The sequence below is a fragment of the Haemophilus sp. SZY H68 genome (assembly GCF_018829685.1).
Lineage (GTDB): Bacteria > Pseudomonadota > Gammaproteobacteria > Enterobacterales > Pasteurellaceae > Haemophilus > Haemophilus haemolyticus_K.
On record NZ_JAHKKB010000004.1, the window covers coordinates 82,479 to 108,419 of the forward strand.

At 37.6% G+C, this 25,941-nt stretch carries 24 protein-coding genes and 2 tRNA genes; 15 read left to right on the forward strand and 11 right to left on the reverse strand.

Annotated elements, in window-relative coordinates; genetic code table 11:
* Positions 1–11: 11 nt before the first annotated feature.
* The 3 genes from ilvC to KP712_RS07745 all read left to right on the forward strand — a co-directional run bounded on the left by ilvC (position 12) and on the right by KP712_RS07745 (position 6,817).
* Positions 12–1,490, forward strand: a complete 1,479-nt coding sequence (gene ilvC / locus KP712_RS07735) for a ketol-acid reductoisomerase (protein ID WP_049364180.1) — start codon at positions 12–14, stop codon at positions 1,488–1,490.
* 71 nt (positions 1,491–1,561) lie between these two features.
* Positions 1,562–3,814: an autotransporter outer membrane beta-barrel domain-containing protein gene (locus KP712_RS09140; protein WP_243583128.1), complete on the forward strand. Its 2,253-nt coding sequence runs from the start codon at positions 1,562–1,564 to the stop codon at positions 3,812–3,814.
* A gap of 321 nt (positions 3,815–4,135) precedes the next feature.
* Positions 4,136–6,817, forward strand: coding sequence for a YadA-like family protein (locus KP712_RS07745; RefSeq protein WP_111407807.1), 2,682 nt, complete (start codon positions 4,136–4,138; stop codon positions 6,815–6,817).
* Positions 6,818–6,867: 50 nt separating this feature from the next.
* On the opposite strand, the gene glpX is transcribed toward KP712_RS07745, so the two are convergent.
* Positions 6,868–7,881: a class II fructose-bisphosphatase gene (glpX, locus tag KP712_RS07750; protein ID WP_215770802.1), complete on the reverse strand. Its 1,014-nt coding sequence runs from the start codon at positions 7,879–7,881 to the stop codon at positions 6,868–6,870.
* 150 nt (positions 7,882–8,031) lie between these two features.
* Between glpX and KP712_RS07755 the strand changes: the two genes are divergently transcribed.
* The 3 genes from KP712_RS07755 (at position 8,032) to dtd (ending at position 9,229) form a co-directional block, all read left to right on the forward strand.
* Positions 8,032–8,250 (forward strand): cell division protein ZapB, encoded by a 219-nt coding sequence (locus KP712_RS07755; RefSeq protein WP_046949384.1) that lies wholly within the window; start codon positions 8,032–8,034, stop codon positions 8,248–8,250.
* 107 nt (positions 8,251–8,357) lie between these two features.
* On the forward strand, positions 8,358–8,798 hold the full coding sequence (gene mioC, locus KP712_RS07760) for an FMN-binding protein MioC (protein ID WP_111407805.1): 441 nt from the start codon (positions 8,358–8,360) through the stop codon (positions 8,796–8,798).
* Positions 8,795–9,229: a D-aminoacyl-tRNA deacylase gene (gene dtd / locus KP712_RS07765; RefSeq protein ID WP_111407804.1), complete on the forward strand. Its 435-nt coding sequence runs from the start codon at positions 8,795–8,797 to the stop codon at positions 9,227–9,229. Before mioC ends, dtd begins: the two co-directional genes overlap by 4 nt.
* A 57-nt stretch (positions 9,230–9,286) precedes the next feature.
* Here the strand turns inward: dtd and purT are convergent, their stop codons facing one another.
* From purT to folD, 5 genes are all read right to left on the reverse strand, one after another.
* Positions 9,287–10,468 (reverse strand): formate-dependent phosphoribosylglycinamide formyltransferase, encoded by a 1,182-nt coding sequence (purT, locus tag KP712_RS07770; RefSeq protein WP_111407803.1) that lies wholly within the window; start codon positions 10,466–10,468, stop codon positions 9,287–9,289.
* An 8-nt stretch (positions 10,469–10,476) separates the two neighbouring features.
* Complete coding sequence (luxS, locus tag KP712_RS07775; protein WP_111407802.1) at positions 10,477–10,980, reverse strand: S-ribosylhomocysteine lyase; 504 nt, start codon at positions 10,978–10,980, stop codon at positions 10,477–10,479.
* Positions 10,981–11,320: 340 nt separating this feature from the next.
* A complete protein-coding gene (locus KP712_RS07780; protein WP_106013747.1) occupies positions 11,321–11,794 on the reverse strand; it encodes a YqaA family protein in 474 nt (157 codons plus the stop codon).
* Positions 11,794–12,396, reverse strand: coding sequence for a beta-phosphoglucomutase family hydrolase (locus KP712_RS07785; protein ID WP_106013745.1), 603 nt, complete (start codon positions 12,394–12,396; stop codon positions 11,794–11,796). Before KP712_RS07785 ends, KP712_RS07780 begins: the two co-directional genes overlap by 1 nt.
* Before the next feature lie 292 nt (positions 12,397–12,688).
* On the reverse strand, positions 12,689–13,543 hold the full coding sequence (folD, locus tag KP712_RS07790; RefSeq protein WP_215770803.1) for a bifunctional methylenetetrahydrofolate dehydrogenase/methenyltetrahydrofolate cyclohydrolase FolD: 855 nt from the start codon (positions 13,541–13,543) through the stop codon (positions 12,689–12,691).
* 177 nt (positions 13,544–13,720) lie between these two features.
* Between folD and KP712_RS07795 the strand changes: the two genes are divergently transcribed.
* The 6 genes from KP712_RS07795 to KP712_RS07820 all read left to right on the forward strand — a co-directional run bounded on the left by KP712_RS07795 (position 13,721) and on the right by KP712_RS07820 (position 18,854).
* Positions 13,721–13,797 (forward strand) — tRNA-Pro (locus tag KP712_RS07795).
* 48 nt (positions 13,798–13,845) lie between these two features.
* Positions 13,846–13,922 (forward strand) — tRNA-Arg (locus KP712_RS07800).
* A gap of 111 nt (positions 13,923–14,033) precedes the next feature.
* A complete protein-coding gene (gene rapA / locus KP712_RS07805) occupies positions 14,034–16,805 on the forward strand; it encodes an RNA polymerase-associated protein RapA (protein ID WP_215770804.1) in 2,772 nt (923 codons plus the stop codon).
* A gap of 2 nt (positions 16,806–16,807) precedes the next feature.
* The gene (rluA, locus tag KP712_RS07810) at positions 16,808–17,467 is read left to right on the forward strand and encodes a bifunctional tRNA pseudouridine(32) synthase/23S rRNA pseudouridine(746) synthase RluA (protein ID WP_111407799.1); all 660 of its coding nucleotides are present in this window, start codon (positions 16,808–16,810) and stop codon (positions 17,465–17,467) included.
* A 26-nt stretch (positions 17,468–17,493) separates the two neighbouring features.
* The gene (locus tag KP712_RS07815; protein ID WP_111407798.1) at positions 17,494–18,072 is read left to right on the forward strand and encodes a rhomboid family intramembrane serine protease; all 579 of its coding nucleotides are present in this window, start codon (positions 17,494–17,496) and stop codon (positions 18,070–18,072) included.
* Positions 18,073–18,101: 29 nt separating this feature from the next.
* Positions 18,102–18,854, forward strand: coding sequence for a DeoR/GlpR family transcriptional regulator (locus KP712_RS07820; RefSeq protein WP_048953310.1), 753 nt, complete (start codon positions 18,102–18,104; stop codon positions 18,852–18,854).
* 55 nt (positions 18,855–18,909) lie between these two features.
* On the opposite strand, the gene nusG is transcribed toward KP712_RS07820, so the two are convergent.
* From nusG to tig, 5 genes are all read right to left on the reverse strand, one after another.
* Positions 18,910–19,467: a transcription termination/antitermination protein NusG gene (gene nusG, locus KP712_RS07825; RefSeq protein WP_048953309.1), complete on the reverse strand. Its 558-nt coding sequence runs from the start codon at positions 19,465–19,467 to the stop codon at positions 18,910–18,912.
* Between the two features lies 1 nt (position 19,468).
* A complete protein-coding gene (gene secE, locus KP712_RS07830; RefSeq protein WP_111407797.1) occupies positions 19,469–19,885 on the reverse strand; it encodes a preprotein translocase subunit SecE in 417 nt (138 codons plus the stop codon).
* 139 nt (positions 19,886–20,024) lie between these two features.
* Positions 20,025–21,266 carry an ATP-dependent protease ATP-binding subunit ClpX gene (gene clpX / locus KP712_RS07835; protein ID WP_048953307.1) on the reverse strand — a complete coding sequence of 414 codons (1,242 nt, stop codon included), beginning with the start codon at positions 21,264–21,266 and terminating at the stop codon, positions 20,025–20,027.
* 8 nt (positions 21,267–21,274) lie between these two features.
* Positions 21,275–21,886: an ATP-dependent Clp endopeptidase proteolytic subunit ClpP gene (gene clpP, locus KP712_RS07840; protein ID WP_258182720.1), complete on the reverse strand. Its 612-nt coding sequence runs from the start codon at positions 21,884–21,886 to the stop codon at positions 21,275–21,277.
* Between the two features lie 96 nt (positions 21,887–21,982).
* Entirely contained in the window at positions 21,983–23,281 is a 1,299-nt protein-coding gene (gene tig / locus KP712_RS07845; RefSeq protein ID WP_111407796.1) for a trigger factor, read from the reverse strand.
* 284 nt (positions 23,282–23,565) lie between these two features.
* Here tig and KP712_RS07850 point away from each other — a divergent pair, with 284 nt between their 5' ends.
* The 3 genes from KP712_RS07850 to KP712_RS07860 all read left to right on the forward strand — a co-directional run bounded on the left by KP712_RS07850 (position 23,566) and on the right by KP712_RS07860 (position 25,938).
* Entirely contained in the window at positions 23,566–24,711 is a 1,146-nt protein-coding gene (locus tag KP712_RS07850; protein ID WP_111407854.1) for a porin, read from the forward strand.
* A 123-nt stretch (positions 24,712–24,834) separates the two neighbouring features.
* Positions 24,835–25,371 carry a type I DNA topoisomerase gene (locus tag KP712_RS07855; RefSeq protein ID WP_111407795.1) on the forward strand — a complete coding sequence of 179 codons (537 nt, stop codon included), beginning with the start codon at positions 24,835–24,837 and terminating at the stop codon, positions 25,369–25,371.
* Positions 25,372–25,386: 15 nt separating this feature from the next.
* Positions 25,387–25,938: a Sua5/YciO/YrdC/YwlC family protein gene (locus KP712_RS07860; RefSeq protein ID WP_111407794.1), complete on the forward strand. Its 552-nt coding sequence runs from the start codon at positions 25,387–25,389 to the stop codon at positions 25,936–25,938.
* The last annotated feature ends 3 nt before the right edge of the window (positions 25,939–25,941 follow it).

The window sequence follows — 25,941 nt, forward strand, 5'->3', positions numbered from 1 at the left end:
AAGGACAAAAAATGGCTAACTATTTCAACACTTTAAATTTACGTCAAAAATTAGACCAATTAGGTCGTTGTCGTTTTATGGATCGCGAAGAATTTGCAGATGAAGCAAACTTCTTAAAAGGCAAAAAAATCGTTATCGTAGGCTGTGGTGCACAAGGTTTAAACCAAGGTTTGAATATGCGTGATTCTGGCTTAGATATTAGCTATGCCTTACGCCCTGAAGCGATTGCAGAAAAACGTGCATCATTCCAACGCGCAACTGAAAATGGTTTTAAAGTTGGTACTTATGAAGAATTAATTCCAACTGCAGATTTAGTCGTGAACTTAACACCAGACAAACAACACTCTAAAGTAGTAGCTGATGTGATGCCTTTAATGAAAAAAGACTCTGCATTTGGTTATTCACACGGTTTCAACATTGTTGAAGTTGGCGAAGAAATCCGTAAAGACATTACGGTTGTGATGGTTGCACCAAAATGCCCGGGTACTGAAGTACGTGAAGAATACAAACGTGGTTTCGGTGTGCCAACATTAATCGCAGTTCACCCTGAAAATGACCCGAAAGGCGAAGGTATGGCAATCGCAAAAGCATGGGCTGCTGCAACAGGCGGTCACAAAGCGGGTGTTTTAGAATCTTCATTCGTTGCAGAAGTAAAATCTGACTTAATGGGTGAGCAAACTATCCTTTGCGGTATGTTACAAGCAGGTTCTATCGTATGTTATGACAAATTAGTGGCAGACGGTAAAGATCCAGCATACGCAGGTAAATTAATCCAATACGGTTGGGAAACCATTACCGAAGCGTTAAAACAAGGCGGTATTACATTAATGATGGATCGCCTATCAAACAGCGCAAAATTACGTGCATTTGAACTTGCTGAGCAAATCAAAGAAAGCCTTGGTTTCTTATACTACAAACACATGGATGACATCATTAGCGGTCACTTCTCTGCAACAATGATGGCTGACTGGGCAAATGGCGACAAAGACTTATTCGCATGGCGTGAAGCAACAGGCAAAACAGCCTTTGAAAATGCGCCAAAATATGATGGCAAAATTAGCGAACAAGAATACTTTGATAACGGCGTATTAATGATCGCAATGGTGAAAGCCGGCGTAGAATTAGCTTTTGAAGCAATGGTTGCTAGCGGTATTTATGAAGAATCAGCTTACTACGAATCACTTCACGAATTACCATTAATTGCGAACACCATCGCACGTAAACGCTTATACGAAATGAACGTGGTAATTTCAGATACTGCAGAATATGGTAACTACTTATTCTCTAACGTAGCGACCCCAATTCTTGCAAAAGAAATTATCCCTAACCTTCAAAAAGGTGACTTGGGCGAGCCAACTCCAGCAGTGGAAATTGATAACATCACCTTACGCGATGTAAACGATGCAATTCGTAACCATCCTGTTGAATTAATCGGTCAAGAATTACGTGGTTATATGACAGATATGAAACGTATCGCAGTTGCGGGTTAATTATTAAACCAGTAAAATTTAAGCCAACTTATTCAATAAGTTGGCTTTTTTTATAATCCAAAGGAATTAATATGAAAAACAATAAAATTTTTGACCGCACTTTTAAAGTGAGTTTAGTCGCTGTAGCTCTTGGATTGGTAAATTCAGCGCTAGCAGCTGATGTAGCTTGTAATGGTGATGGTGTGACAATTACTGGGCAAAATGGGGTTGTGTTGAATAAATGTTCGATTAATCCAACCAGTCCAACAAATGATCCTGAATGGGGATCCCTATCTGCAGTAACAATGACAAATTCAAGCGGACAATTAAATAATGTTAATGCTTCACTATCTATTCCAGCAAATAGACATCATTCTTTTGCGGTAATGAATATCACTAATTCCACAACTGAAATCAATGGTGGAACCTATAGTATTACTAATCCTAACAAGGCAGATGCTAATGGTTATTTATTTGAGTTAAATAATTCAACGGTAACCATGCATAACTCAAAAGTCTTGATGAGTGATAGTAACCAAGACTCCATATTAGAAGCATTCACCATTAATCAAAATAGTAAATTAACATTAAACAATGTAAATGTAACATCGAACGATGATAATACTATCTTTGTATATGAAGCGGATAATCAAGCTCGACCAGAGTTAATCGTTAATAATTCCAATGTATCAATTCCTCAAGGCTCAATCCTAGGTGTAGTATCTAGATTAACAGAAAATATTAATAGCCACTTTTCTGCAACCTTTAATAACTCAACAATAAATGGAAGTATGCTTGCTAGTGGTGAAAATGTTAAATTTAATGATACAGAAAGCATTACAGAAAATATCCAACTAACCTTTAATAATTCTACTGTTTCTGGAGTTACTACTACCGACAGCAATAGCGTACTCAATTTGAACTTAAATAATAGCAATTGGACAACGAAAGCTTTCACTAATGAAGATGGCATGGTTCAAACTACAAGCTTAACTAATTTGGTTCTTAATAATGGCGTAGTAAATCTAGCCAATGATAACTACCAAGGTATCATTGTTCGTGGTAATCTCACTGGCTCAGGCACATTCAATCTAAACACGAATATCGCTGAAAACAAAAGCGATAAAATCGTTGTTAAAGGCACTGCTGAAGGTAATCATAAAATTGGTGTAACTAACCAAGGGGCAAATGTTGCTAACGGAAAAGTGACACTTGTCGAAACCAATGGCGGTAACGCTGCATTTAGCTTAACGAACCCGAATAATCGTGTAGATTTAGGTGCTTACCAATACTTCCTAACAAAAGAAGGAAATAATTGGGTATTAGCGAATTCTCAAAAAGTATTAGATTCAACGAGTTCTGTAGAGTCTTCTAATGTAACAACTAATACAGAATCTAGTAACTCAACCGTTCCAAGCCGTTCTGTTGCTACAAGTAATTCTGCAACCACTAATTTCTCATCACTCCCGCATAACACATTACTCTCAGACTTAGCGAATGCACAAGTTTCTCTTCGCCAAGCACAATTGCTTTTAGTGGAAGATGATTTAAGTGGCATTCATCAACGTCTAGGTGAAGTGAAAAACGGTGAAAAAGGTAATGTATGGGTTCGTAATGTGAATTCTCGCCAAAAATTAGCCGCACTTTCGACTGGTAAGAGTGAAACTTCTGGCTTTAAACAAAACGTACATAGCGTACAAGTGGGCGCTGATGCTGCTGTAACAGATAATCTCCGCGTTGGTGGATTTGTTGGTCGTAGCCAAGCTAACGTTGATTTCAATGGTCATTACGGTGATGGCAAAGTAAGAAGCAACAGCGTGGGCTTATATGCAGCTTACCTTGCAGATAACGGTATTTATGTAGATAACATCATGAAATACAGCCGTTTACATGCTAACTCAGATCTCACAGAAAAACGTCATTACAACTCTTATACGATTTCGAGTGAATTAGGTAAACGCTTTAGCCTTGCAAACGATTGGACAATCACACCGCAAGCACAATTAGCGTGGACACATATTTCATCACAAGAGAATGAAGATAGCTTATCTTCTGTTTATTCTCGAATTGGTTTACGTGTAGCCAAAGGCCTTGCATTAAGCAATGCTTGGAATTTACAACCTTACGCAGAAGTCAATGCGATTACTAGCAAAAACCGTAGCAGCAAAATTCATTACACAAACAGTGCGCTTGATGTTGCAAGCAGCCGTGGACGTTTTGAAAGTGCGGTCGGTTTAAATGCTGGATTTGCAAATCATCGTTTTGGTTTAGAAGTAAGCCGTGCTGACGGTAAAAACTTCGACAAACCTTATGCAATTCAAGCGAATTATCATTATAGCTGGTAGTATCTTGCTAAATATACCTCTTAAAAGCGCGGTGAAAATTCACCGCACTTTTGTTTGCCCTAACTAAATATTCAAATATCTTATAAATTCTAGACTCTTTTAGCTATTAAGAGAGAAATGAATTCGATTACTCTGTTGTGTATCAAGGATACCACGTGCTGTCAAATCGATGATTCATTGATTATATTTCACTCAAAATAAAATAAAAAATATGAGCAAGATCACAAAATGAATACTTTTTATAAGTATGTAGAACCCCAGAAATGTATAATTTTGAATCGATTATTGATTTTAAATAGTTCAAGGATTGAGGAGAATATTTTGAAAAAACATACAATTCTTACTACAGCAAAAAGCTCAGTAGCCTTATTGCTCTTTACATTGCCTTTATTTTCTAATCTTGCCTATTCAGCCCCGTCCACAACGGGTGAAGGGAATACTGTCTCAGGCGATCATGGCGTTGCAACTGGTTATAACAATGCTGTAACCGCTAAATATGGTTTAGCACAGGGTAATAATTCAGTTGCAACAGGTGGCAACATTTCTCGTGAAGAATTTAAGGCTATTCTTGAAAAAGAAAAGCAAACGTTTGCTGATAAAAACAAAGCAGAAAATGAACTTTCCGATATAAATAAAAAAATTGAAGCTAGCAATAAAACTACTGAAGATCTGAACAAAAGAATTAATGAAATAACAGATTTAATCAAACAATCTAACGATAAAAAAAATCAAGTTACTTCGCTGAATAATGATTTGGCCAATAAACAAAAAGAATTAGCCAAATTAGACAAAGAGCGGGAAGAGGCTAAAGAATACGCTAGTCATTATCCTTCAATCTATTCAGAGGATGAAAATGTTTCGATAAAATTCCTGAAACAACTTAAAGAACTTGATTGGAATAAACTTTCGGACAATTCTGCAGGAACAACTGGAGTACAAAAACTAGCAAAAGACCTAAAAGAGCGAGTTGAGGCTGATTACCCTAATGTTTCTGAAATTAAAAAATTTGGTATAGATAAATATGAAGTTATAGTTAATGGATATGATAACGCTAGAGGATCATTTGAATATAACAAAGAAAATATAGAAGATATGATTAGATCTAGAAACGAACAATACTTATTTTACCACGGAGCTGGAAGAGATCTAAGTTCATACGCCTCTGATCACGATGGCATTACAGATTTACTAAAAAATGTAACTTCTGTAGATCCTGTAGAAATTACAAGCATCAATAACATACCAAGCCGAATTACAGATGACTTTTTTTCATCCCAAAAACAAGAGCGTTATGTGCAATTTTCTACCCTACTGAAAATGATAAGTGAAAATAATGTCATAAGTGATTTAAGTAAAGCTTATAAGCTTAATAAAATACATGATGATAATTATTACAAACCAAATTACGTAGCGAATACTGTATTTTATCTTCCACCAATAAAAGCTAGTGATGATCAAGTAAATCACAGTAATTTTTTATTAACTAGACACCATTATAATCCAAGTGATTTTGATGACATGAACTACGGTGATGATAATCATAAAGTCGAGCATCGATTTAACGACGAAGCAAAGAAAGCAGAGTATTATCTTTACTATGGTCAAACGAAAAGATTTTTTGATGAATTTTTTGACGGAGTCAAAACTAACACCCCTCAGGATGTGGATCGTCTAAGAGAATGGGTAAATACATTTTATAATAACTTTGATAATCTAATTGATCGTGAAGCACCTGAGGAAAAATGGCTTTTTGATAAAAAGGACTTTCTTAAGCAACTTGAGGATGTGGAAAGCTTTGCTAAGAAAATTTCAGACTATATAGCTGTTTATGACGAGGCGAACAAATCTCCTACCCCAGAAAATAGAGCGAAACGAGATAGTTTCTATGAAGAAATCTCTAAGCTCAAAGACAATCCTAAAAATTACTATGAAAATATTGAATTTAAATTTAAGGAATCAACCAAAAATTTATGGAATGAATATGCTAAAAAGACAGCAACAGAATTAACTGATTGGGCTAAAAAATTAAAACTTTATGACCCGTACAATGAAGTTGTGAAGGGAATAACAGAGGAATCTGAAAAAGCCCAAAATGCCTTAAATGAAGCTACAATAAAATTTAAGGATAAGGAACGGGAAATTAATGATCTCAAATCTCAAATTAAAGAGTTAGAATCAACATCTGATTCTCAAAATTCAAATGAGTTAAAACGAAAACAAGAAGAACTTACGGAGAAACAAGCAGAAAAAGAAGGGCTTGAAAAAGAGCGAGCCAAAAAAGAAAAAGCATTAAAAGAGTTAGAGGAAAAACTAACACGTCATTTTTCTAACATTGGTGAAAACTCAATTGCCGCTGGGAAAGAATCCTTTGCGAGCGGTGCAAACTCAATTGCTATTGGTACCAAAAACGAGGTGACTGGTAATAATTCTGTAGCGATTGGCGCAGGGAATAAAGTTGCATCACATAATGTGATGGTATTAGGCAATAATGTCACTGTTGATGCTGGGTTTGATGGTGCTGTAGTATTAGGTAACGAGTCTGCGCCAAGTAAACCAATGCCTGTAGAAAGCATCACTATTCAAGGCACAACTTATAAATTTGCAGGTACAAATCCAACATCAACTGTCAGCGTAGGTGCCGAAGGTAAAGAGCGTCAAATTACGCACGTTGCAGCAGGTCGTATTACCAGTACATCAACAGATGCGATTAACGGCTCTCAACTTTATTCTGTTGTCGAAGCAATTAATCAGAAAGTTACTCAACATAATAAAATGTTGAAAGCGGGGATTGCTGGTTCAGCTGCAATAGCGGGGTTACCACAAGTGCGAGGTAATGGTAAATCGATGGTTTCTGCGGGCGCAGGAAACTTCAAAGGACAAAATGCTATCGCCGTGGGATATAGTCGCTCAAGTGACAACGGTAAAGTGTTGTTCCGTTTAAGCGGAAGCACAAATACGCAAGGCGATGTGGTGAGCTCCGTTGGCGTAGGCTACGAATGGTAAGCTAAGAAACAACAAGTGCGGTGAAATTTCACCGCACTTGTTGTAGACAACTAAATATTCAAAATCTTATAAATTTCAGAATCTTTACGAGCTAAGTCATGAATTGATTGTATTTTTCGGATTGCACATGATTGACCACAAATTAAGAGGGTTTCTGTAAAAGCTAAATTACCTTTGCGAGAGATGCCTTTAAGCAAATCACCATGGGTGATACCCGTTGCGGTAAATACCAGGTTGTCATCACGCACAAGATCTTCAAGTTTTAACACTTCATTGATTTTTACGCCTAATGCTTCACAACGCTGAATTTCATCGGCAGCAATTTTTTTATTTTCTTCGGAATCGCCTTTTACTTCGTTACGAGGAAATAAACGAGCTTGCATATCGCCACCTAATGCACGAATTGCAGCTGCAGCAGCCACACCTTCTGGTGCGCCACCGATTCCATAAAGAAGATCGACTTCGGCATCAGGTAAACAGCACAATACGGAACCTGCCACATCACCATCAGGAATTGCCATCACTCTAACGCCCAAGTTATGCATTTGTTTAATTACCGTATCATGGCGTGGTTTTGCCAAAACCATTACGGTGAGATCAGAAAGGGATTTTCCTAGCTTAGATGCGACACGGCGAAGATTTTGTTCTAGTGGCAAAGTTAAATCAATCATACCTTTAACATCGGGGCCAACCACTAATTTTTCCATATACATATCTGGTGCTTTTAAAAAGGTATTTCTGCCACCAGCAGCCAAGACAGAGATAGCATTAGACTGACCCATTGCAGTCATACGCGTGCCATCAATAGGATCAACGGTAATAGAAACCAGTTCTCCCATTCCAGAGCCAACTTTTTCGCCAATATAAAGCATTGGTGCTTCATCAATTTCCCCTTCACCAATCACGATTTCAGCATCCATATCGATCAAATTTAGCATATAACGCATGGCTTTTACTGCAGCATCATCAGCCGCATTTTTATCTCCCCGCCCAAACCATGTATGAGCAGCTAATGCGGCCATTTCTGTTACACGTGAAAATTCAATTGCTAGGGCAGCGTTCATTTTATTCTCCTTTGACTTTTAGCCATAAAAACGGTGTGATTTTATCATTACGTTATTGAACGCATAATAATTTTTTATACAAGGCTTTAAAAAGAGGTGTGAACTAGGTAAAATACGCTTAAATTTACCCATATTTAAAAGGAAATCATTATGTCTTTAGAAATTTTAGACCAGCTTGAAGAAAAAATTAAACAAGCGGTAGAAACCATCCAATTGCTTCAATTAGAAGTTGAAGAATTAAAAGAGAAAAACGCAGAATCTCAAAGAAATATCGAAAGTTTACAAACTGAAAATGAGCAACTGAAAAACGAACACCGCAACTGGCAAGAACATATTCGTTCATTGCTTGGTAAATTCGATAACGTTTAATCATAACAAAAGGCTTAGAAAATCTAAGCCTTTTTATTTTAATCATTTCAAAAATATTCTTTTACTTTTCCCTGTGTTAGGGAAGAAAATAAATACAGGATAATCAAATGCACATTTGCATTCTCTCTGGCAGCACTTTAGGTGGTGCAGAATATGTTGCCGAACATTTAAACGATGTTTTAGAAACTCAAGGTTTTTCCACCGCTCTTTTTCACGGACCAAGTTTATCTGACATCGAAAATGAAAAAATTTGGCTTGTTGTGACTTCAACTCATGGTGCAGGTGAGTTGCCAGATAATTTAAAACCTCTATTTGATGAATTAGCTAAAAATCAAAGCGATTTTTCAGATGTTCGTTTTGCTGTCGTTGGATTAGGTAATTCTGATTATGATACGTTTTGCTATGCAGCGGACAAAGTGGAGCAAGCGCTTCAAGAAAAAAGTGCGGTAAAAATTTGCGAGACTTTAAAAATTGATGTTTTAAACGTGGATGATCAAGAAGGCTATGCTGAAGCATGGTTACCGAGCTTTATCGAGGGATTAAAATGATTGCTTTAATTCAGCGTGTGTCTCAAGCGAAAGTTGATGTAAACTGTGAAACAATAGGAGAAATCGGCAAAGGTTTACTGGTTTTGCTTGGTGTAGAAAAAGAAGATAATCAAGAGAAAGCGGATAAACTTGCTGAAAAAGTGCTTAATTATCGAATTTTCAGTGATGAAAATGACAAAATGAACTTAAATGTTCAACAAGCACAAGGTGAATTACTTATTGTTTCTCAATTTACATTAGCGGCGGATACACAAAAAGGTTTGCGTCCAAGCTTTTCAAAAGGTGCGCCTCCAGCATTAGCTAATAAATTATATGAATACTTTATCCAAAAGTGCGGTGAGAAATTACCTGTTTCAACAGGGCAATTTGCAGCGGATATGCAAGTGAGTTTAACAAACGATGGCCCAGTGACATTTTGGCTTAATATATAAAATCTTCTATAAGATCGACGCAAGCTGAAAGGCTTGCGTCAGTGAGTGCAAGAAATATTAGAGTGTAATTTCTAATTTTTGATAAGCTTGATTTACTTTTTCTAGCGCTTTTTCTACGGAAACGTCTCGTGCTAATAACACGCCTAAACGTCGGTGGCCATTAACCTCACCTTTACCAAATAAACGAATATTCGTATGGGGTTCAGTAAGCACTTTATCAATCGCACCAAATTTTACATTCTTTGATTTCCCCTCTACAACAATAGCTTTAGATGCGGATGGACTAATTAAGGTAATCTCTGGAATAGGTAAACCTAAAATGGCTCTTGCGTGTAAGGCAAATTCTGAAAGCTCTTGAGAAATAAGCGTAACCATGCCAGTATCATGTGGGCGTGGTGAGACTTCATTGAAAATGACATTATCTCCACACACAAACATTTCTACTCCAAAGATGCCTCGTCCACCTAGTGCACTTGTAATTTTCTCCGCAATCGATTGCGCTTTTTTCAATGCAATATCCGACATCACTTGTGGTTGCCATGATTCCCGATAATCACCTTCTTCTTGGCGATGGCCAATTGGCGCTAAGAAGCTTGTACCATTGATATGACGAACGGTTAAAAGCGTAATTTCATAATCGAATTTTACAAAACCTTCTACAATTATTCTTCCTGCACCAGCACGACCACCTTCTTGTGCATAATCCCATGCTTTTTGAATATCGTCTTTAGCTCTTAAAATACTTTGCCCATGACCAGAGGATGACATGATAGGTTTCACGACACAGGGAATACCAATTTTTTCTACCGCATTTTGGAAATCAGTAAAATTATCTACAAATTGGTAAGGCGAGGTGGGTAACTTAAGTTCTTCCGAGGCTAGTCGGCGAATCCCCTCACGATTCATAGTAAGTTGTGTGGCTTTGGCTGTGGGTACCACGTTAAAACCCTCTTGCTCTAATTCCATCAGTGTTGCCGTTGCAATCGCTTCTACTTCTGGCACGATGTAGTCAGGTTTTTCTTGTTTTACAAGTGTTTTTAATGCTTCACCATCCAACATTGAGAGTGTATAGGCACGGTGTGCAACTTGTTGTGCAGGGGCATTTTCATAGCGATCCACTGCAATTACTTCTACGCCTAATCGTTGTAGTTCAATTACTACTTCTTTACCAAGTTCTCCCGATCCCAATAGCATCACTTTTGTTGCATTAGGTGTTAATGCGGTACCAAGCGTTGTCATTATTTCTCCTATTTTAATAATGCATTATCTAATGTTAAATCTTCGTTTTTATTAATACCAACACGACGAGCAATCACATTTTTTGCGATTTCATGTGCTTCTTCTAAAGAGTGCTCTGTATATGTGCCACATTGATAAATGTTTAATTCCGGAATTTTGGTTTGATCTTGTACATTTAAAATATCGTGCATTGATGCTAACCAAGCTTTAGCGACTTGTTGTTCATCTGGTGTGCCGATGAGAGACATATAAAAACCGGTTCGACATCCCATAGGTGAAATATCAATAATTTCAACATCTTCGTTATTTAAGTGATCACGCATAAAACCTGCAAATAAGTGTTCTAGAGTGTGGATTCCTTTTGGAGAGAGGATTTCTTTATTGGGAATGCAGAAACGTAAGTCAAAAATAGTAATATCATCACCTTTAGGTGTACGCATTGTTTTAGCCACACGCACGGCAGGGGCATTCATTTTAGTGTGGTCTACTTTAAAACTATCAAGTAATGGCATAAATTTTCCTTATAAATCAGTTGATTAAGAATTATTTGAATGAATGTTCATTTTTTTACAATTTTTTTATGAACTTTATAGCAAGGTCTTTGTCCTATAAGACGAGCAACTTGCAGTTGTTTTAATAAAATTGGTTCCTTAGGTTATTTGCCCCGTATTCTTGCGGGGCTTTTTTCTTTGTATTTTTTGTTAGATTTTATTTTTTGGAATTTTTTTAATTTATGTGAACTTTTTCCAGATGGGCTTGTCTGATAGAACAAGCAACTTGCAGTTGTTTTAATAAAATTGGTTCCTTAGGTTATTTGCCCCGTATTCTTGCGGGGCTTTTCTTTTGTCCATTTTATAATAAGAAAGGTACACTGAGAAACAATAACGCTACATAACGTACCAGTTTTCCAAGAAAAATAAAAAAACAGCTCGCGATAAAGTTCAATCTAAGCCAGCCCGCTAGGGCGCAAAATAAATCGCCTACTATAGGTAGCCAACTTAATAGTAAGGTGAGTGAACCATAACGTTGAAGTTGCTTCATAACCCATAAAGTGCGGTGATTTTTGGGCCTAAATTGAGGAAGCCACCATCCTATTCCATAAGTAGTTAGGCTACCTAGCCCATTACCTAGTGTTGCCATAAAAAGAAGTAAAAAAATATCCGTACTTAGCCAAGTTCCTAATGCTAATTTGGGGATAGCTAATACAATAAATATTATCTCTGAATTACCTGGTAATACCGTCGCACTTAGAAATGCACTTGCAAACATTAACCATAAGGCATGAGTTTGCCAAAAATCGGTGAGTAATCCTAATAACCATTCCATCATTTTGTGGTTATAATTTGTTGAGTACGAATATCAAAAACATCTATTCCGGCACTTAAACCTGCTTTTACACCCAAGTCTGCATCTTCAAAAACAATACAGTTTGTAGGATTAATCTTGATCAGCTCTGCACAACGTAAAAAAGTTTCTGGATGAGGTTTATGCGCTTTTACATCGTCTGCACTGACAATGGCATTAAAATAAGAGGCAATATCAAGTTTATCTATCAACATATCAATAATTTTTCGATGAGAGCCCGAGCCTAGTGCAATCGGTTTTTTCTGATAGAAATGTTTTACAATATCAAATGTAGGAAGCAAGGTGGATTGTGATGGAATGAGCTGATAAGATAAAGCACGTTTTGCTGTAATAACTTCATCAAGGCGCTCAAGTGGCATATTAGCCAATTTCATCATTTCCTCTGCAATGGTTCTTACGGTTGCCCCACCTAGGTTATACATGATTTGACTGTCAAATTCGTAACCAAATTGTTTTCCCACCATTCCCCATGCTTTTGCGTGAACAGGCATAGTATCAATGAGGGTTCCATCCATATCAAAAATTAATCCTTCATATCGATCGAACATTGCATAATTAAACATTTTTACATCCTTACTTATTTTTAAATTTTTATCATTTTGCTATAAAATTGCGATCTCTGCATTGTTTTATTTTTATAAAGAGCGGTAAATTAAAGCACGAATTTTGAACAAATAGAATTCAAATACGATTGCTTCAGCAATTAGAATGTTGGAAAGTTCCTAGGCGAATTAATTAATCGATTATTGAATATTCATACGCTTGTTTTAGATTGCAATGGAATAATATTGTCCCTGAATGATAAGAAATGATTTCATTCACATTGGTGAGCAAGGTTAACCTTGCTTTTGAATTTTATTGCGTTAATGTTTGTTTATAGGCATAAAGTGTATTGCTCATTAACATTGCAACGGTCATTGGCCCAACTCCACCTGGAACAGGGGTAATATATGCCGCTTTTTCGGCTGCTTTGTCAAACTCTACATCGCCTACTAATTTTCCATCTACACGATTAATTCCGACATCAATGACGACCGTACTTTCTTTGATCCAATCGCCAGGAATTAAATTCGGCTTACCCACCGCAACGACAAGTATATCTGCTTGGCGAACATGACTTTTTAAATCTTTGGTGAACCGATGAGTTACTGTGACAGTTGCGCCTGCTAATAATAATTCTAAAGACATTGGGCGACCGACAATATTGGATGCGCCTACTATTACCGCGTGTTTGCCATGTAAATCAATGTCTGTTGTTTCTAATAGTTTCATTACACCATAAGGTGTGCAGGCACGTAAAGTTGGAATACGTTGACACAATCTTCCTACATTATAAGGATGGAAGCCATCCACGTCTTTTTTCGGATCAATATGTTCAATAATAGCTTCTGCATTGATTTGTTGAGGTAAGGGGAGTTGTACTAAGATACCATCAATTGTTTTGTCGTTATTGAGTTTATCGATGAGGGCTAATAATTCGGCTTGTGTAGTTGTTTCTGGTAAATCATAAGATTGGGAAAGTATGCCGATTTCTTCACAGCTTTTACGTTTACTTCCTACATAAATTTGTGATGCAGGATCTGCCCCAACGAGAATGACTGCAAGCCCTGGTGCACGTTTACCTTGAGCAATATAATGTTCAATCTCAGAGGCAACATCAGATTTGATTTTTTTTGAAAGGGTAGTACCAGAGATGATTTGTGCCGTCATTTAGTTGTCCTTTTATATGAAAAGAGAGAAAACGTTTGCTATTCTAACGGACAATGAATTTTTTACAACGGGAAATAGTGACATTTCCTAAATTGAAATAATTTTGAGCAATTAGCTTAAAAAATAAAAAAAGTCATTGACTGGTATCAAAACAAATCTATAATTGGTTCGGCTTATCGGCGAGTAGCGCAGCTTGGTAGCGCAACTGGTTTGGGACCAGTGGGTCGTAGGTTCAAATCCTATCTCGCCGACCACTTCTTTTATATTGTCTTGAAATTCTGTACAAAAGAAATCCTTTGAATGCGCCCTTAGCTCAGCTGGATAGAGCAACGCCCTTCTAAGGCGTGGGTCAAAGGTTCGAATCCTTTAGGGCGTGCCATTTATTTCTTCAATCTATTTTTTTATTCTCTTTTATTAATTTCCTTTGCTATTTAAGCAAGCTACAATACGCCCCCAAATTTTATCAATAAAAACAAGAAAGAGAATTATTATGCCCTTTGCTATTGGTCAGCGCTGGTTGAGTGAAAGTGAAAACGCTTTAGGATTAGGTATCATTACCGCATTAGATCAACGAACTGTCACGATTTATTTCCCAGCTGCAGATGAAACGCGTATATATGCTGCTGCACAAGCGCCTTTAAGCCGAATTGTATTTAGCAAAGGTGAAACATTATCTCATCAAGCTGGTTGGCAAGGTGAGATTTTAGACGTTCAAAATATGAACGGTTTACTCTTTTATTTAGTTAAAAATCCACAAGGTGAAGATGTCATTGTGCAAGAACGTGATATTTCACCGATTATTTCTTTTAGCCAAGCGAAAGATCGTTTGTTTTCAGCGCAAATTGATCGCAGCAGTCATTTTGCATTGCGTTATCGCACGCTTTGTCATCAGCAAGCACAATTTAAATCGCCATTGCGTGGTTTGCGTGGAACGCGTGCGGGTTTAATTCCTCATCAGCTTCATATTGCAGCTGAAGTCGGTAATCGAGTTAATCCTCGTGTGTTATTGGCGGATGAGGTTGGTTTAGGGAAAACCATTGAAGCTGGAATGATTTTGCAGAATCAACTTTTTGCTGAGAAAGTGCAACGTGTTCTTATTATCGTGCCAGAAACGTTGCAACATCAATGGCTGGTAGAAATGCTTCGTCGTTTTAATTTGCATTTTTCACTTTTTGATGAAGAACGTTGCAACGATTTTGATCTTGATGCCGTTAATCCATTTACAACGGAAAGCTTAATTATTTGTTCGCTGAATTGGTTAGAAACTCATCCTAATCGAGTAGAGCAGGCGCTTGATGCTCAATTTGACTGTTTAATTGTGGATGAGGCACATCACCTCGTGTGGTCAGAATCTTCACAAAGTGCGGCTTATTTATTAGTTGAACAGCTTGCTCGCATCATTCCATCCGTCTTGTTACTCACGGCAACCCCAGAACAACTTGGGCAAGAAAGTCATTTTGCTCGTTTGCGCTTACTGGATCCAGAACGTTTTTTTGATTATCAAACCTTTGTGAAAGAGCAGGAACGCTACCAACCTGTGGTTAATGCTGTTGAATCTTTGGTGGCAAATAAGGCATTAAGTGCGGTAGAAAAAAATCATATTTCTGATTTGTTGCTTGAACAAGATGTCGAGCCTCTTTTTAGAGCGATTGCATCAAATAATGATGAGGAACAACATCGTGCCCGTCAGGAACTGATTCAAGCCTTAATTGATCGTCACGGCACTGGGCGAATGCTGTTCCGCAATACACGTCAAGGCGTGAAAGGTTTTCCGCACCGTGTTTACCACCAAATTACACTCTCGGAAGAGAATGATAAAATTGATTGGCTGATTGATTTCCTCAAACTCCATCGCGATGAAAAAATTTTTGTGATTTGTCAGACTGCGGCCACGGCGATTCAGTTAGAACAAATTTTACGTGAACGTGAGGCGATTCGTGCCGCAGTGTTCCACGAAAAAATGTCGATTATTGAACGGGATAGAGCCGCGGCTTATTTTGCGGATTTAGAAAACGGCGCACAGGTTTTACTGAGCTCGAGTATTGGCTCGGAAGGGCGTAATTTTCAATTTGCGGCAAATTTAGTGTTATTTGATTTACCGACAAATCCTGATTTATTGGAACAATGTATTGGCCGATTAGACCGTATTGGACAAAAACGTGATGTGCAAATTTATGTGCCTTGTGTGAAAGATTCGCCTCAAAGTTGTTTAGCGCGTTGGTACAATGAGGGGCTGAATGCTTTTGAACAAACTTGTCCAATGGGAATGGCATTATTTGCCCAGTTTTCTGATGAGTTGGAAAAAGTGCGGTCAAATTCTACCGCACTTTCAGAGAATGAATTTTCTGAATTATTAAAACAAACTAAAACCGCGCGAGAAAAACTCAAGATTGAGTTAGAAAAAGGTCGTGATCGTTTATTAGAGCTAAATTCTCATGGCGGTGAGCAGGCTCAAGCGTTAGCGGATCAAATTGCTGATGAAGATAATTCGCCTGAGCTTGTGAATTTTGCTTTAAAATTATTTGATATTATTGGCGTAGAGCAAGAAGATCTTGGGGCTAATAGTATTGTAATTAGTCCAACTGGGACAATGCTTGTGCCCGATTTTCCGGGTTTAAAAGAAGAAGGTGTGACGGTCACCTTTGATCGAGAACTTGCCCTTGCTCGCGAAGAAATGGAATTCTTGACTTGGGATCATCCTATGATTCGTCAAGGTATTGATCTTGTTGCTTCAGGTGATATTGGCAAAGCTGCAATGGCATTGCTTGTAAATAAACAACTGCCCGCTGGAACCTTATTAATTGAATTAATTTACGTGGTGGAAAGCCAATCGCCAAAAGGGTTACAGCTCAATCGTTTCTTGCCGCCAACGCCTATTCGTCTGCTGCTTGATAACAAAGGAAATAACATTGGTGAGCAGGTTGCCTTTGAAACATTGCATAGCAAATTGAAACCACTTGGTAAAAATATTGCCAATCAAATGGTGAAAATGGCACGGAGCAACATTGAAGCCTTGATTACACGAGGCGATCAACTGGTAAAATCCTTGGCAGAACCGATTATTGCTGAAGCTAAAAATCAAGCAGATCAACAATTAAGCGCAGAAATTAATCGTTTACAGGCTTTGCGAGCTGTGAATAAAAATATTCGCCAGAGCGAAATTGATATTTTAGAACAACAACGAACACAAGCACTGGACGAGCTTTCTAAAGCAAATTGGCGTTTGGATTGCTTGCGTGTCATTGTGACGAACAAGGAATAAAAATGGCACTGATTGAATACAATCCGCCTCTTGAACCTTATTTGGATATTATTTATCAAGATAATCATTTGTGCGTGGTGAACAAACCGAGCGGTTTGCTTTCCGTGCCTGGCAATCAACCACAATATTACGATAGCGCAATGAGTCGAGTAAAAGAAAAATTCGGCTTTTGTGAGCCTGCTCATCGTTTGGATATGGCAACGAGCGGTATTATTGTGTTTGCTTTAAGTAAGGCGGCAGATCGTGAATTAAAACGTCAATTTCGCGAACGTGAACCGAAAAAACATTATCAAGCGATTGTTTGGGGGCAATTGGAAAAAGATTATGGTGAGGTAAATTTGCCGATGATTTGTGATTGGGAAAATCGACCTCGCCAACGTTTGGATTTCGTTTTAGGAAAAAGAGCGGTCACAAAATTCGAAGTTTTAGCACGTTTGCCTAATAACAGTACTCGCGTGAAACTGACACCCGTGACAGGCCGATCTCATCAATTACGCTTGCATATGTTAGCATTGGGGCATCCAATTCTAGGCGATAAATTTTATTCTCATCCACAGGCTAAAGCTATGTCGCTAAGATTATGTTTGCACGCAGAAGAATTGACGATTACCCACCCTATTACAGGGGAAACAATGACCTTTAATGCGAAGTCCGATTTTTAAATTTGCGCAGAAGTACGAGATCACGAATGAAAAACTTTTTAGCCCAACAAGGAAAAATTACGCTAATTCTCACCGCACTTTGCGCGCTTATTTATATTGCTCAGCAGATGGGTTTTGAGGACGATATTATATATTTGATGCATTACCCCGCTTACGAAGAGCAAGATAGCGAAGCGTGGCGCTATATCTCACATACACTGGTACATTTATCTAATTTGCATATTTTGTTTAATCTGTCTTGGTTTTTTATTTTCGGTGGAATGATTGAGCGCACTTTTGGCTCGGTTAAATTATTGATGTTGTATGTTGTAGCATCTGCCATAACAGGCTATGTGCAAAATTATGTGTCCGGCCCTGCTTTCTTTGGACTTTCTGGGGTTGTATATGCTGTGTTGGGGTATGTATTTATATGCGATAAATTGAATCATCATTTATTTGATCTGCCAGAAGGTTTTTTCACAATGTTATTGGTGGGGATCGCATTAGGTTTTATTAGCCCCTTATTTGGTGTTGAAATGGGAAATGCAGCGCATATATCAGGCCTGGTTGTCGGCTTGATTTGGGGATTTATCGATAGCAAATTACGTAAAAATTCGCTAGAGTAGGTGTGTTCAATTTGGATAAAGGGTTTTCTATGAAGCAGTCGTTACGGCATCAACAAATTATTAAACTGGTGGAACAATCCGGCTATTTAAGCACGGAAGAATTGGTTGCTGCCTTAGATGTTAGCCCTCAAACGATTCGCCGTGATTTGAATATTTTGGCGGAGTTAGATTTAATTCGCCGCCATCACGGTGGTGCGGCATCGCCATCTTCTGCAGAAAATTCTGATTACGTGGATCGTAAGCAATTCTTTTCATTACAAAAAAATAATATTGCACAGGAAGTCGCAAAGTTGATTCCTAACGGCGCATCGTTGTTTATTGATATTGGTACGACGCCTGAGGCTGTCGCCAATGCCTTGCTTGGACACGAAAAACTCAGAATTGTGACGAACAATCTGAATGCCGCTCATCTTTTACGCCAAAATGAAAGTTTTGATATTGTCATGGCAGGCGGATCATTGCGAATGGATGGTGGCATTATTGGCGAAGCTACGGTGAATTTTATTTCTCAATTTCGCCTAGATTTTGGTATTTTAGGGATTAGCGCGATCGATGCAGATGGTTCACTATTGGATTATGATTACCACGAAGTACAAGTAAAACGAGCGATTATTGAAAGTTCACGTCAGACCTTATTGGTGACCGATCACTCTAAATTTACGCGCCAAGCGATTGTTCGATTGGGCGAATTAAGTGATGTAGAATATTTGTTTACGGATAAGGTCCCTAATAGTGTTACCGATTATTTACACGATAAGAAAACAAAATTAGTTTTATGTTAGTTTTATCAGATATGAAGAAAAACCCCGCTTAATTAGCAGGGTTTTTTATATGTAATTAATGTATTTTTTCTACTTGACTAAATTCAAGTTCAACAGGTGTTGCGCGACCAAAGATAGATACTGAGACTTTTAAGCGACCTTTTTCATAATCTACTTCTTCTACTGTTCCGTTAAAGTCTGCGAATGGACCTTCAGTGACTCGAACTTCTTCACCAGGGTGATACTCATTACGATGGCGTGGTTTATCTGAGCTTTGTTCTAATCGATTTAGAATAGCATCTGCTTCACGTTTAGAAATTGGCGCAGGTTTATCAGGTGTACCGCCAATGAATCCCATGACACGGGGCACACTTTTTACTAAGTGCCAAGTATCATCATTCATTTCCATTTCAACAAGGACATAGCCTGGGAAAAATTTACGTTCGCTTTTACGACGTTTACCTGCAACATTCTCAACGACTTCTTCAGTTGGAACTAACACTTCACCAAATTGGTCTTCCATTTGTTGCTGTTTAATGTATTCACGCAAAGTTAAAGCCACTCGGCTTTCAAAACCAGAAAACGCCTGTAATACATACCAACGTTTTTTTGATACAGTTGTTTCTTCAGTCATTTTAGAATCTCAAATCAGTTAAGAAATTAATTACTGTGACAATAATCGAATCTGTCGCCCAGAAAAATAAGGATGCAATGATTGTTACCCCAATTACGATTAATGTAGTTTGACGCGCTTCTTGGCGACTTGGCCATACCACTTTTTGCGCTTCTATTTTTGAATCTTTAAAGAATGTACGAGCTTTTGTACCTTGATTAGTAATTGCAGCAAATGCAAAAGCAATCACTAATGCAATAACGACACCCACTACACGAATAGGTAATGAATATACTTTTTGGAAATAAACATTACCAATTGCAGCTGCCGCAAAAAAGACTGCGACTAAAATCCAAAGAAGGGTATTTAATCCTTTAGATTTATCTTCTACCACCGTCTCTGATACATTTTTCTTTTTATCAACAATTTCAGTTGCCATAAATTGAATCCGTTATTTACTTAGGAAAATAAGAATAAAGTTATAAGAACGTGAGATTGTAGCATTTTCTTTTCTCCTTGCCTATTGAAAATCATCAAGCAAAATAGAAAATATAGGGAAAAACAACCGCACTTTTCTATTAAGAATGATATTCTAATTTTGGAGCAGTATTATCTACGATAGTGCTTTCATCCACGACTACTTTACGTAAATTTTCGATAGATGGTAAATCATACATCGTATCAAGCAATACCGCCTCGACAATAGAACGTAACCCACGCGCGCCTGTTTTTCTTTCAAGCGCTTTCTTCGCCATTGCTTTTAAAGCTTCTGGAGTGAATTCTAATTCCACATTTTCAAGTCCAAATAAAGCTTGATATTGTTTAGTTAAGGCATTTTTAGGCTGTGTAAGAATTTGCACAAGGGCCTCTTCATCTAATTCACTTAGTGGAGAAATCATTGGTAAACGCCCAATAAATTCCGGAATTAAACCAAACTTCATTAAATCATCAGGTTCTACTTGGCGAAATAATTCAGAAAGAGACTTTTCTTCTTCATCCTTTTCTACTTTCGCACTAAAACCGATACTCGTACTTGTTTGTGTACGTTTACTGATAATTTTATCCAATCCCGCAAATGCGCCGCCGCAGATAAAGAGAATTTTTGACGTATCCAATTTCACCATTTCTTGCTGCGGATGTTTACGTCCGCCTTGAGGTGGAATAGACGCTACAGTACCTTCAATGAGTTTTAACAATGCTTGTTGTACACCTTCGCCAGATACATCTCGAGTAATTGATGCGCCTTCCGATTTACGGCTAATTTTATCAATTTCATCAATATAGATAATGCCTTGCTCCGCTTTTTCAGTATTATACTCACAGTTTTGTAAAAGCTTTTGTAAGACATTTTCTACATCTTCACCCACGTAGCCAGCCTCAGTCAATGTTGTCGCGTCAGCCATCGCAAACGGCACATTTAAGCGACGAGCTAATGTTTGAGCAAGCAATGTTTTACCACTACCCGTTGGTCCAATAAGCAAGATATTACTTTTACCGAGCTCAACATCGTTATTTTCATGATTAGTTCGTAAGCGTTTATAATGATTGTAAACTGCGACAGAAAGCACTTTTTTCGCATAATCTTGGCCAATAACATAATCATCTAGATGAGCACGAATTTCGTGAGGAGTTGGTAATTTCTCCTCATTGTCTGCCGCACTTTCGTCTACACTTTCATCATTACTTTCTTCAAGCATTGAATGACAAAGTTCAATACACTCATTACAAATATAGCCGTCTGTACCAGCAATTAATTTATCTACTTCGCCTTTTTCTTTTCCGCAAAAAGAGCAATGTAAATCTTTATCTTTGTCTGACATGTGTTTCCTTAACGTTTAATTAAAACTTCATCAACTAAACCATACGCTTTTGCTTCTTCAGCTGACATAAAGTTATCGCGATCTGTATCTTTCTCAATTCGTTCGATACTTTGCCCAGTATGGAATGCTAGACGATCGTTTAAGGTGTGTTTAATTTTCAAAATTTCTTGTGCATGAATTTGAATATCCGATGCTTGACCACGGAAACCGCCCAACGGTTGGTGAATCATCACACGCGCATTTGGTAACGCAGCTCGTTTTCCTGCGGTTCCGCCAGCAAGCAAGAATGCGCCCATTGAGCATGCCTGACCGATACAAAGTGTACGAATATCTGGCTTAATAAATTGCATTGTGTCGTAAATAGCCATACCTGCAGTCACAGAACCACCGGGAGAGTTGATATAGATATTGATATCTTTAGTTGGATCTTCAGACTCTAAAAAAAGCAGCTGAGCCACAATGAGATTTGCCATACGATCTTCCACTTCACCACTTAGGAAGATTACACGCTCTTTTAATAAACGGGAATAAATGTCGTATGAACGCTCGCCACGCGAAGTCTGTTCAACAACCATAGGAATTACACTCATTTTCTTACCTTTTTCTCTAAAATTGCTAATTATTTTACTCTAAATAATCTACAAATAAAAATGCGGTCGCTTTTGTTAAAAAGAGCGACCGCACTTTTATTCAATCATAACGATATTAATTAATCATTATGCTTGTGGATTCATAATTTCATCAAACGAAGAAACTTTTTCAGTAACTTGAGCTTTAGCAAGTACTGCATCCACCGCTTGTTCTTCTAATACTACATTACGAATATTGTTCATTAACTCTTCGTTTTTACTATAGTATTCAACAACCTCAGCTGGTTGCTCGTAAGCTGATGCAATATCTGCAATCATTGCTTTAGCACGTTCTTCATCAGCTTTTAATTCATTAGATTTAATCACTTCAGAGAATAATAAACCTACTTGAACGCGACGAGTTGCCTCCGCTTCAAATAATTCACGTGGTAACTGTGCAGCTTGTTGTGCATTACCACCAAAACGTTGAGCAGCTTGATTGCGTAATACATTAATTTCTTCTTCTACTGCAGAAGCTGGAACTTCAATTGGATTTTGTTCAATTAAGCCATTGATTACTTGTTGTTTAACACGTGAAACTAATGCATTTTTCAATTCACGTTCCATATTCTTACGAATTTCTACACGTAAATCTGCAACAGATTTAGTATTCGGACCGAACTTAGCAACAAACTCATCTGTTAACTCAGGTAACACCATGTTTTCTACTTTTTTCAAGGTAATTGCAAATTTTGCCACCTTACCTTTTAAGTTTTCTGCATGGTATTCAGCAGGGAAAGTTACATTAATATCAAATTGCTCACCTGCTTTATGGCCTACGATACCCTCTTCAAAACCAGGAATCATACGACCTTGTCCCATAAATAATACGAAGTCAGATGCTTTACCGCCTTCAAACTCTTCGCCATCTACAGAACCAACAAAATCAATAGTTACGCGATCATCTGCTTTTGCTGCAGAGTCAGTTTCTGCCCAAGTCGCTTGTTGTTTACGTAACACATCAACCATTTTATCAATATCAGCTTCTGTGATTTCAACAGTTGGTTTTTCAACTTTAATATTCTCTAAACCTTGTAATTTAACTTCTGGATAAACTTCAAAAGTTGCTGTAAAAACTAGATCTTTACCTTCTTCAAAAGTTTCAATACCAAAAGTTGGACGACCTGCAATATTAATCTTTTCTGCAATCACAGCATCAAAAAAATGACGTGGTAATAAATCGTTTAATACATCTTGACGGATTGATGCACCGAAACGTTGTTCGATAATATGAGCAGGTACATGGCCTTTACGGAAACCATCTACACGAACATTTTTTGATGCACGTTTAAATTCTTCACGAACTGCTTTAGATACAGTTTCAGCTGGAACGGTGATCGCTACACGGCGTTCTAAACCTTGAGTTGTTTCAATATTTAATGACATTTGTTACCTCAATTAATTTGCACTCGGTAAAAATCCACACCGAACACGTTTGTTAAATAAAATAAGACGCCTGATTATAGCGAAAGAAATCTAAGCAGTCGATATGAGACTGATGAAAAGTTGTATTTTAATGGTTTTTTTATACATATTTTTTACGTAATAATTTGATATTGAATTTATAAATCTGCTTGATTATTTCTAATGTGGTGAGTAGACTTGGAAAAGTTCAATATATTTTAAATATATTTATTTTTTAACTCTTAACAAAACAAGGAAAGCAAATGATGAAAAAAACACTTCTCGCTTTAACAGTAGCTGCATTGGCTGCAAGTTCTGCACAAGCTTACAAATTCCAAATTCAAGAAACTGGTACAGATATTGATTTCAATGGCTCTTTACGTGTGAAATGGGAAAGTACCTCTCATACCACAGATACTTATGGTAGTACACCTAGTCAGAAAAAAGATCATATTAATCATGCTGTTTCTAATAATGGTTCACGTTTTGGTTTCAAAGTGAAACAAAAATTAACTGATGATTTCTATGCTTTAGGTCGTGTTGAGTGGCGTTTACGTGGAGAAGCTGATTCTCAACATGATTTTGATCATCTGTATACGCGTATCCTTTATGCAGGTTTTGGTTATAAGCATGCGGAGAAACAATTTAGTGAATTAACTTATGGTAATATGCCAACTATCACTGATGAAGTAAAACGTACAGATTTAGCTAATACTTATAGCTTATCTGATGGTTTATTAGATAGTGCAGCTCGTCGTGCAACTCAATATACTTATACTTCAGAATATGGAAATGGTGATAAAGTAAGAGCAGGTATTTACTACGGTGGAGCTAGCAAACGTGGTGATACTAATCTAGATTTAAAAAATCCTCGTAAAAATGTTTGGGGTGTAGGTTCTATTTACGAGCACAAAATTAATGATATTCAAAGTGTAAGTTTTGGTGCAGGCTTTACGCGTGAAATTTCTGCGAATACAAATGCTAATAATTCATTTGCAACAAATGCTTATTCTTTAGGTGCATCTTATACATTTGTAAATACAACTTATGGTATTGATCTTGAACGTCAAGTTACTAACCATAAAGGTGGTTATGATAACAAAAATACCAAGAATGAAATTCGTACAATCGTTCTTCAAAAATTCAATAATCCATGGACTTATAATAATGATTTAAATGTATATGCGATGTATGCATATAAAACAGATAAGGATCATACTGGTTCTCGTACAGAAAAAACTAAAAATCAATTTATGGTGGGAACCGAGTACTACGTATATAAACAAGGTTCTATTAAGGTTAAACCATTTGTTGAATGGCAAGCAACACGAACCAAAACTCAAGAAAATGGTGTAGAAACTAGCAAAGCGCACGATTATAAAACTGTTGTAGGTTTACGTGCTTATTGGTAATCTAGGACTGTAATTGAGTGTGAGCGGGATATTGTAAAATATCCCGCTTTTATTTTATTGAATATTGACGAGAAAACCTAAGCTTGTAGAATCAATCATATTGGTAAATAAAGTGATCAGTTTATGGTAGAAACACTTTTTCAACGCATAAAGCATGAAGAGCTTTGCCCTCAATGTGGTTCGCCTTTGCAAATTAAACAAGGCAAAAAAGGGCTGTTTTTAGGTTGCTCTGCTTATCCTGAATGTGATTATTTGCGTCCTTTGCAACGATCGGAGCATAAAGTATTAAAAACACTTGATGAAATTTGCCCGAAGTGCGGTAATTTATTGCAGTTGAAACAAGGTAGTTTTGGGATGTTTATTGGTTGTAGCCATTATCCTGAATGCGATTTTGTGGTGCGAGAAGAATCTGAGTCTGAGGAAAAAATTGCTTGTCCTGAATGTAAAACGGGGCATTTGATTTCTCGTCGAGGTCACCAAGGAAAAATTTTTTACGGCTGTGATAATTTTCCTAAATGTAAATTTTCTTTGCCTACCAAGCCTTATTCCGTGCCTTGTCCAACCTGTCATTTCCCACTTTCTTTGTTAAAAGGCGAAGATGGGGAAAAACAAATTTTCCAGTGTGCAAATAAAACTTGCCGTCATATTTTTGAGCAATAAAAGTAAAAGAGTGAAATGAATAGAGAACAAATCGCCGAGGCCCTTCGACAAAATCAAGTGGTCGCTTATCCCACTGAAGCTGTGTTTGGCTTGGGCTGTAATCCGCAAAGTGAAAGTGCGGTAAAAAAATTACTTGATTTGAAGCAACGTCCAGTGGAAAAAGGCTTGATTTTAGTGGCACCGAGCTTGGATTTTTTCCGTCTTTTTATCGATTTTGAGCTGATTAACGATGAGCAGCTTTCTCGCCTGCAAGGCAAATATGAACGTCCAACAACTTGGATTGTGCCAGCTAAATCGACCACCCCGCACTTTCTCACAGGCAAATTTGATAGCATTGCGGTACGTTTGTGCGATCATCCTGCTGTGAAAGCCTTATGTGAAATCACAGGGTTTGCATTAACTTCGACTAGCGCAAATCTGACAGGTGAGCCACCTTGTCGCACTGCCGATGAAGTGTGGTCACAATTCGGTGCTGATTTTCCTGTATTAGATGAAACTGTGGGCGGCGCACTCAATCCATCCGAAATTCGAGACTTGCGCACAAATCAACTTTTTAGACAGGGATAATTT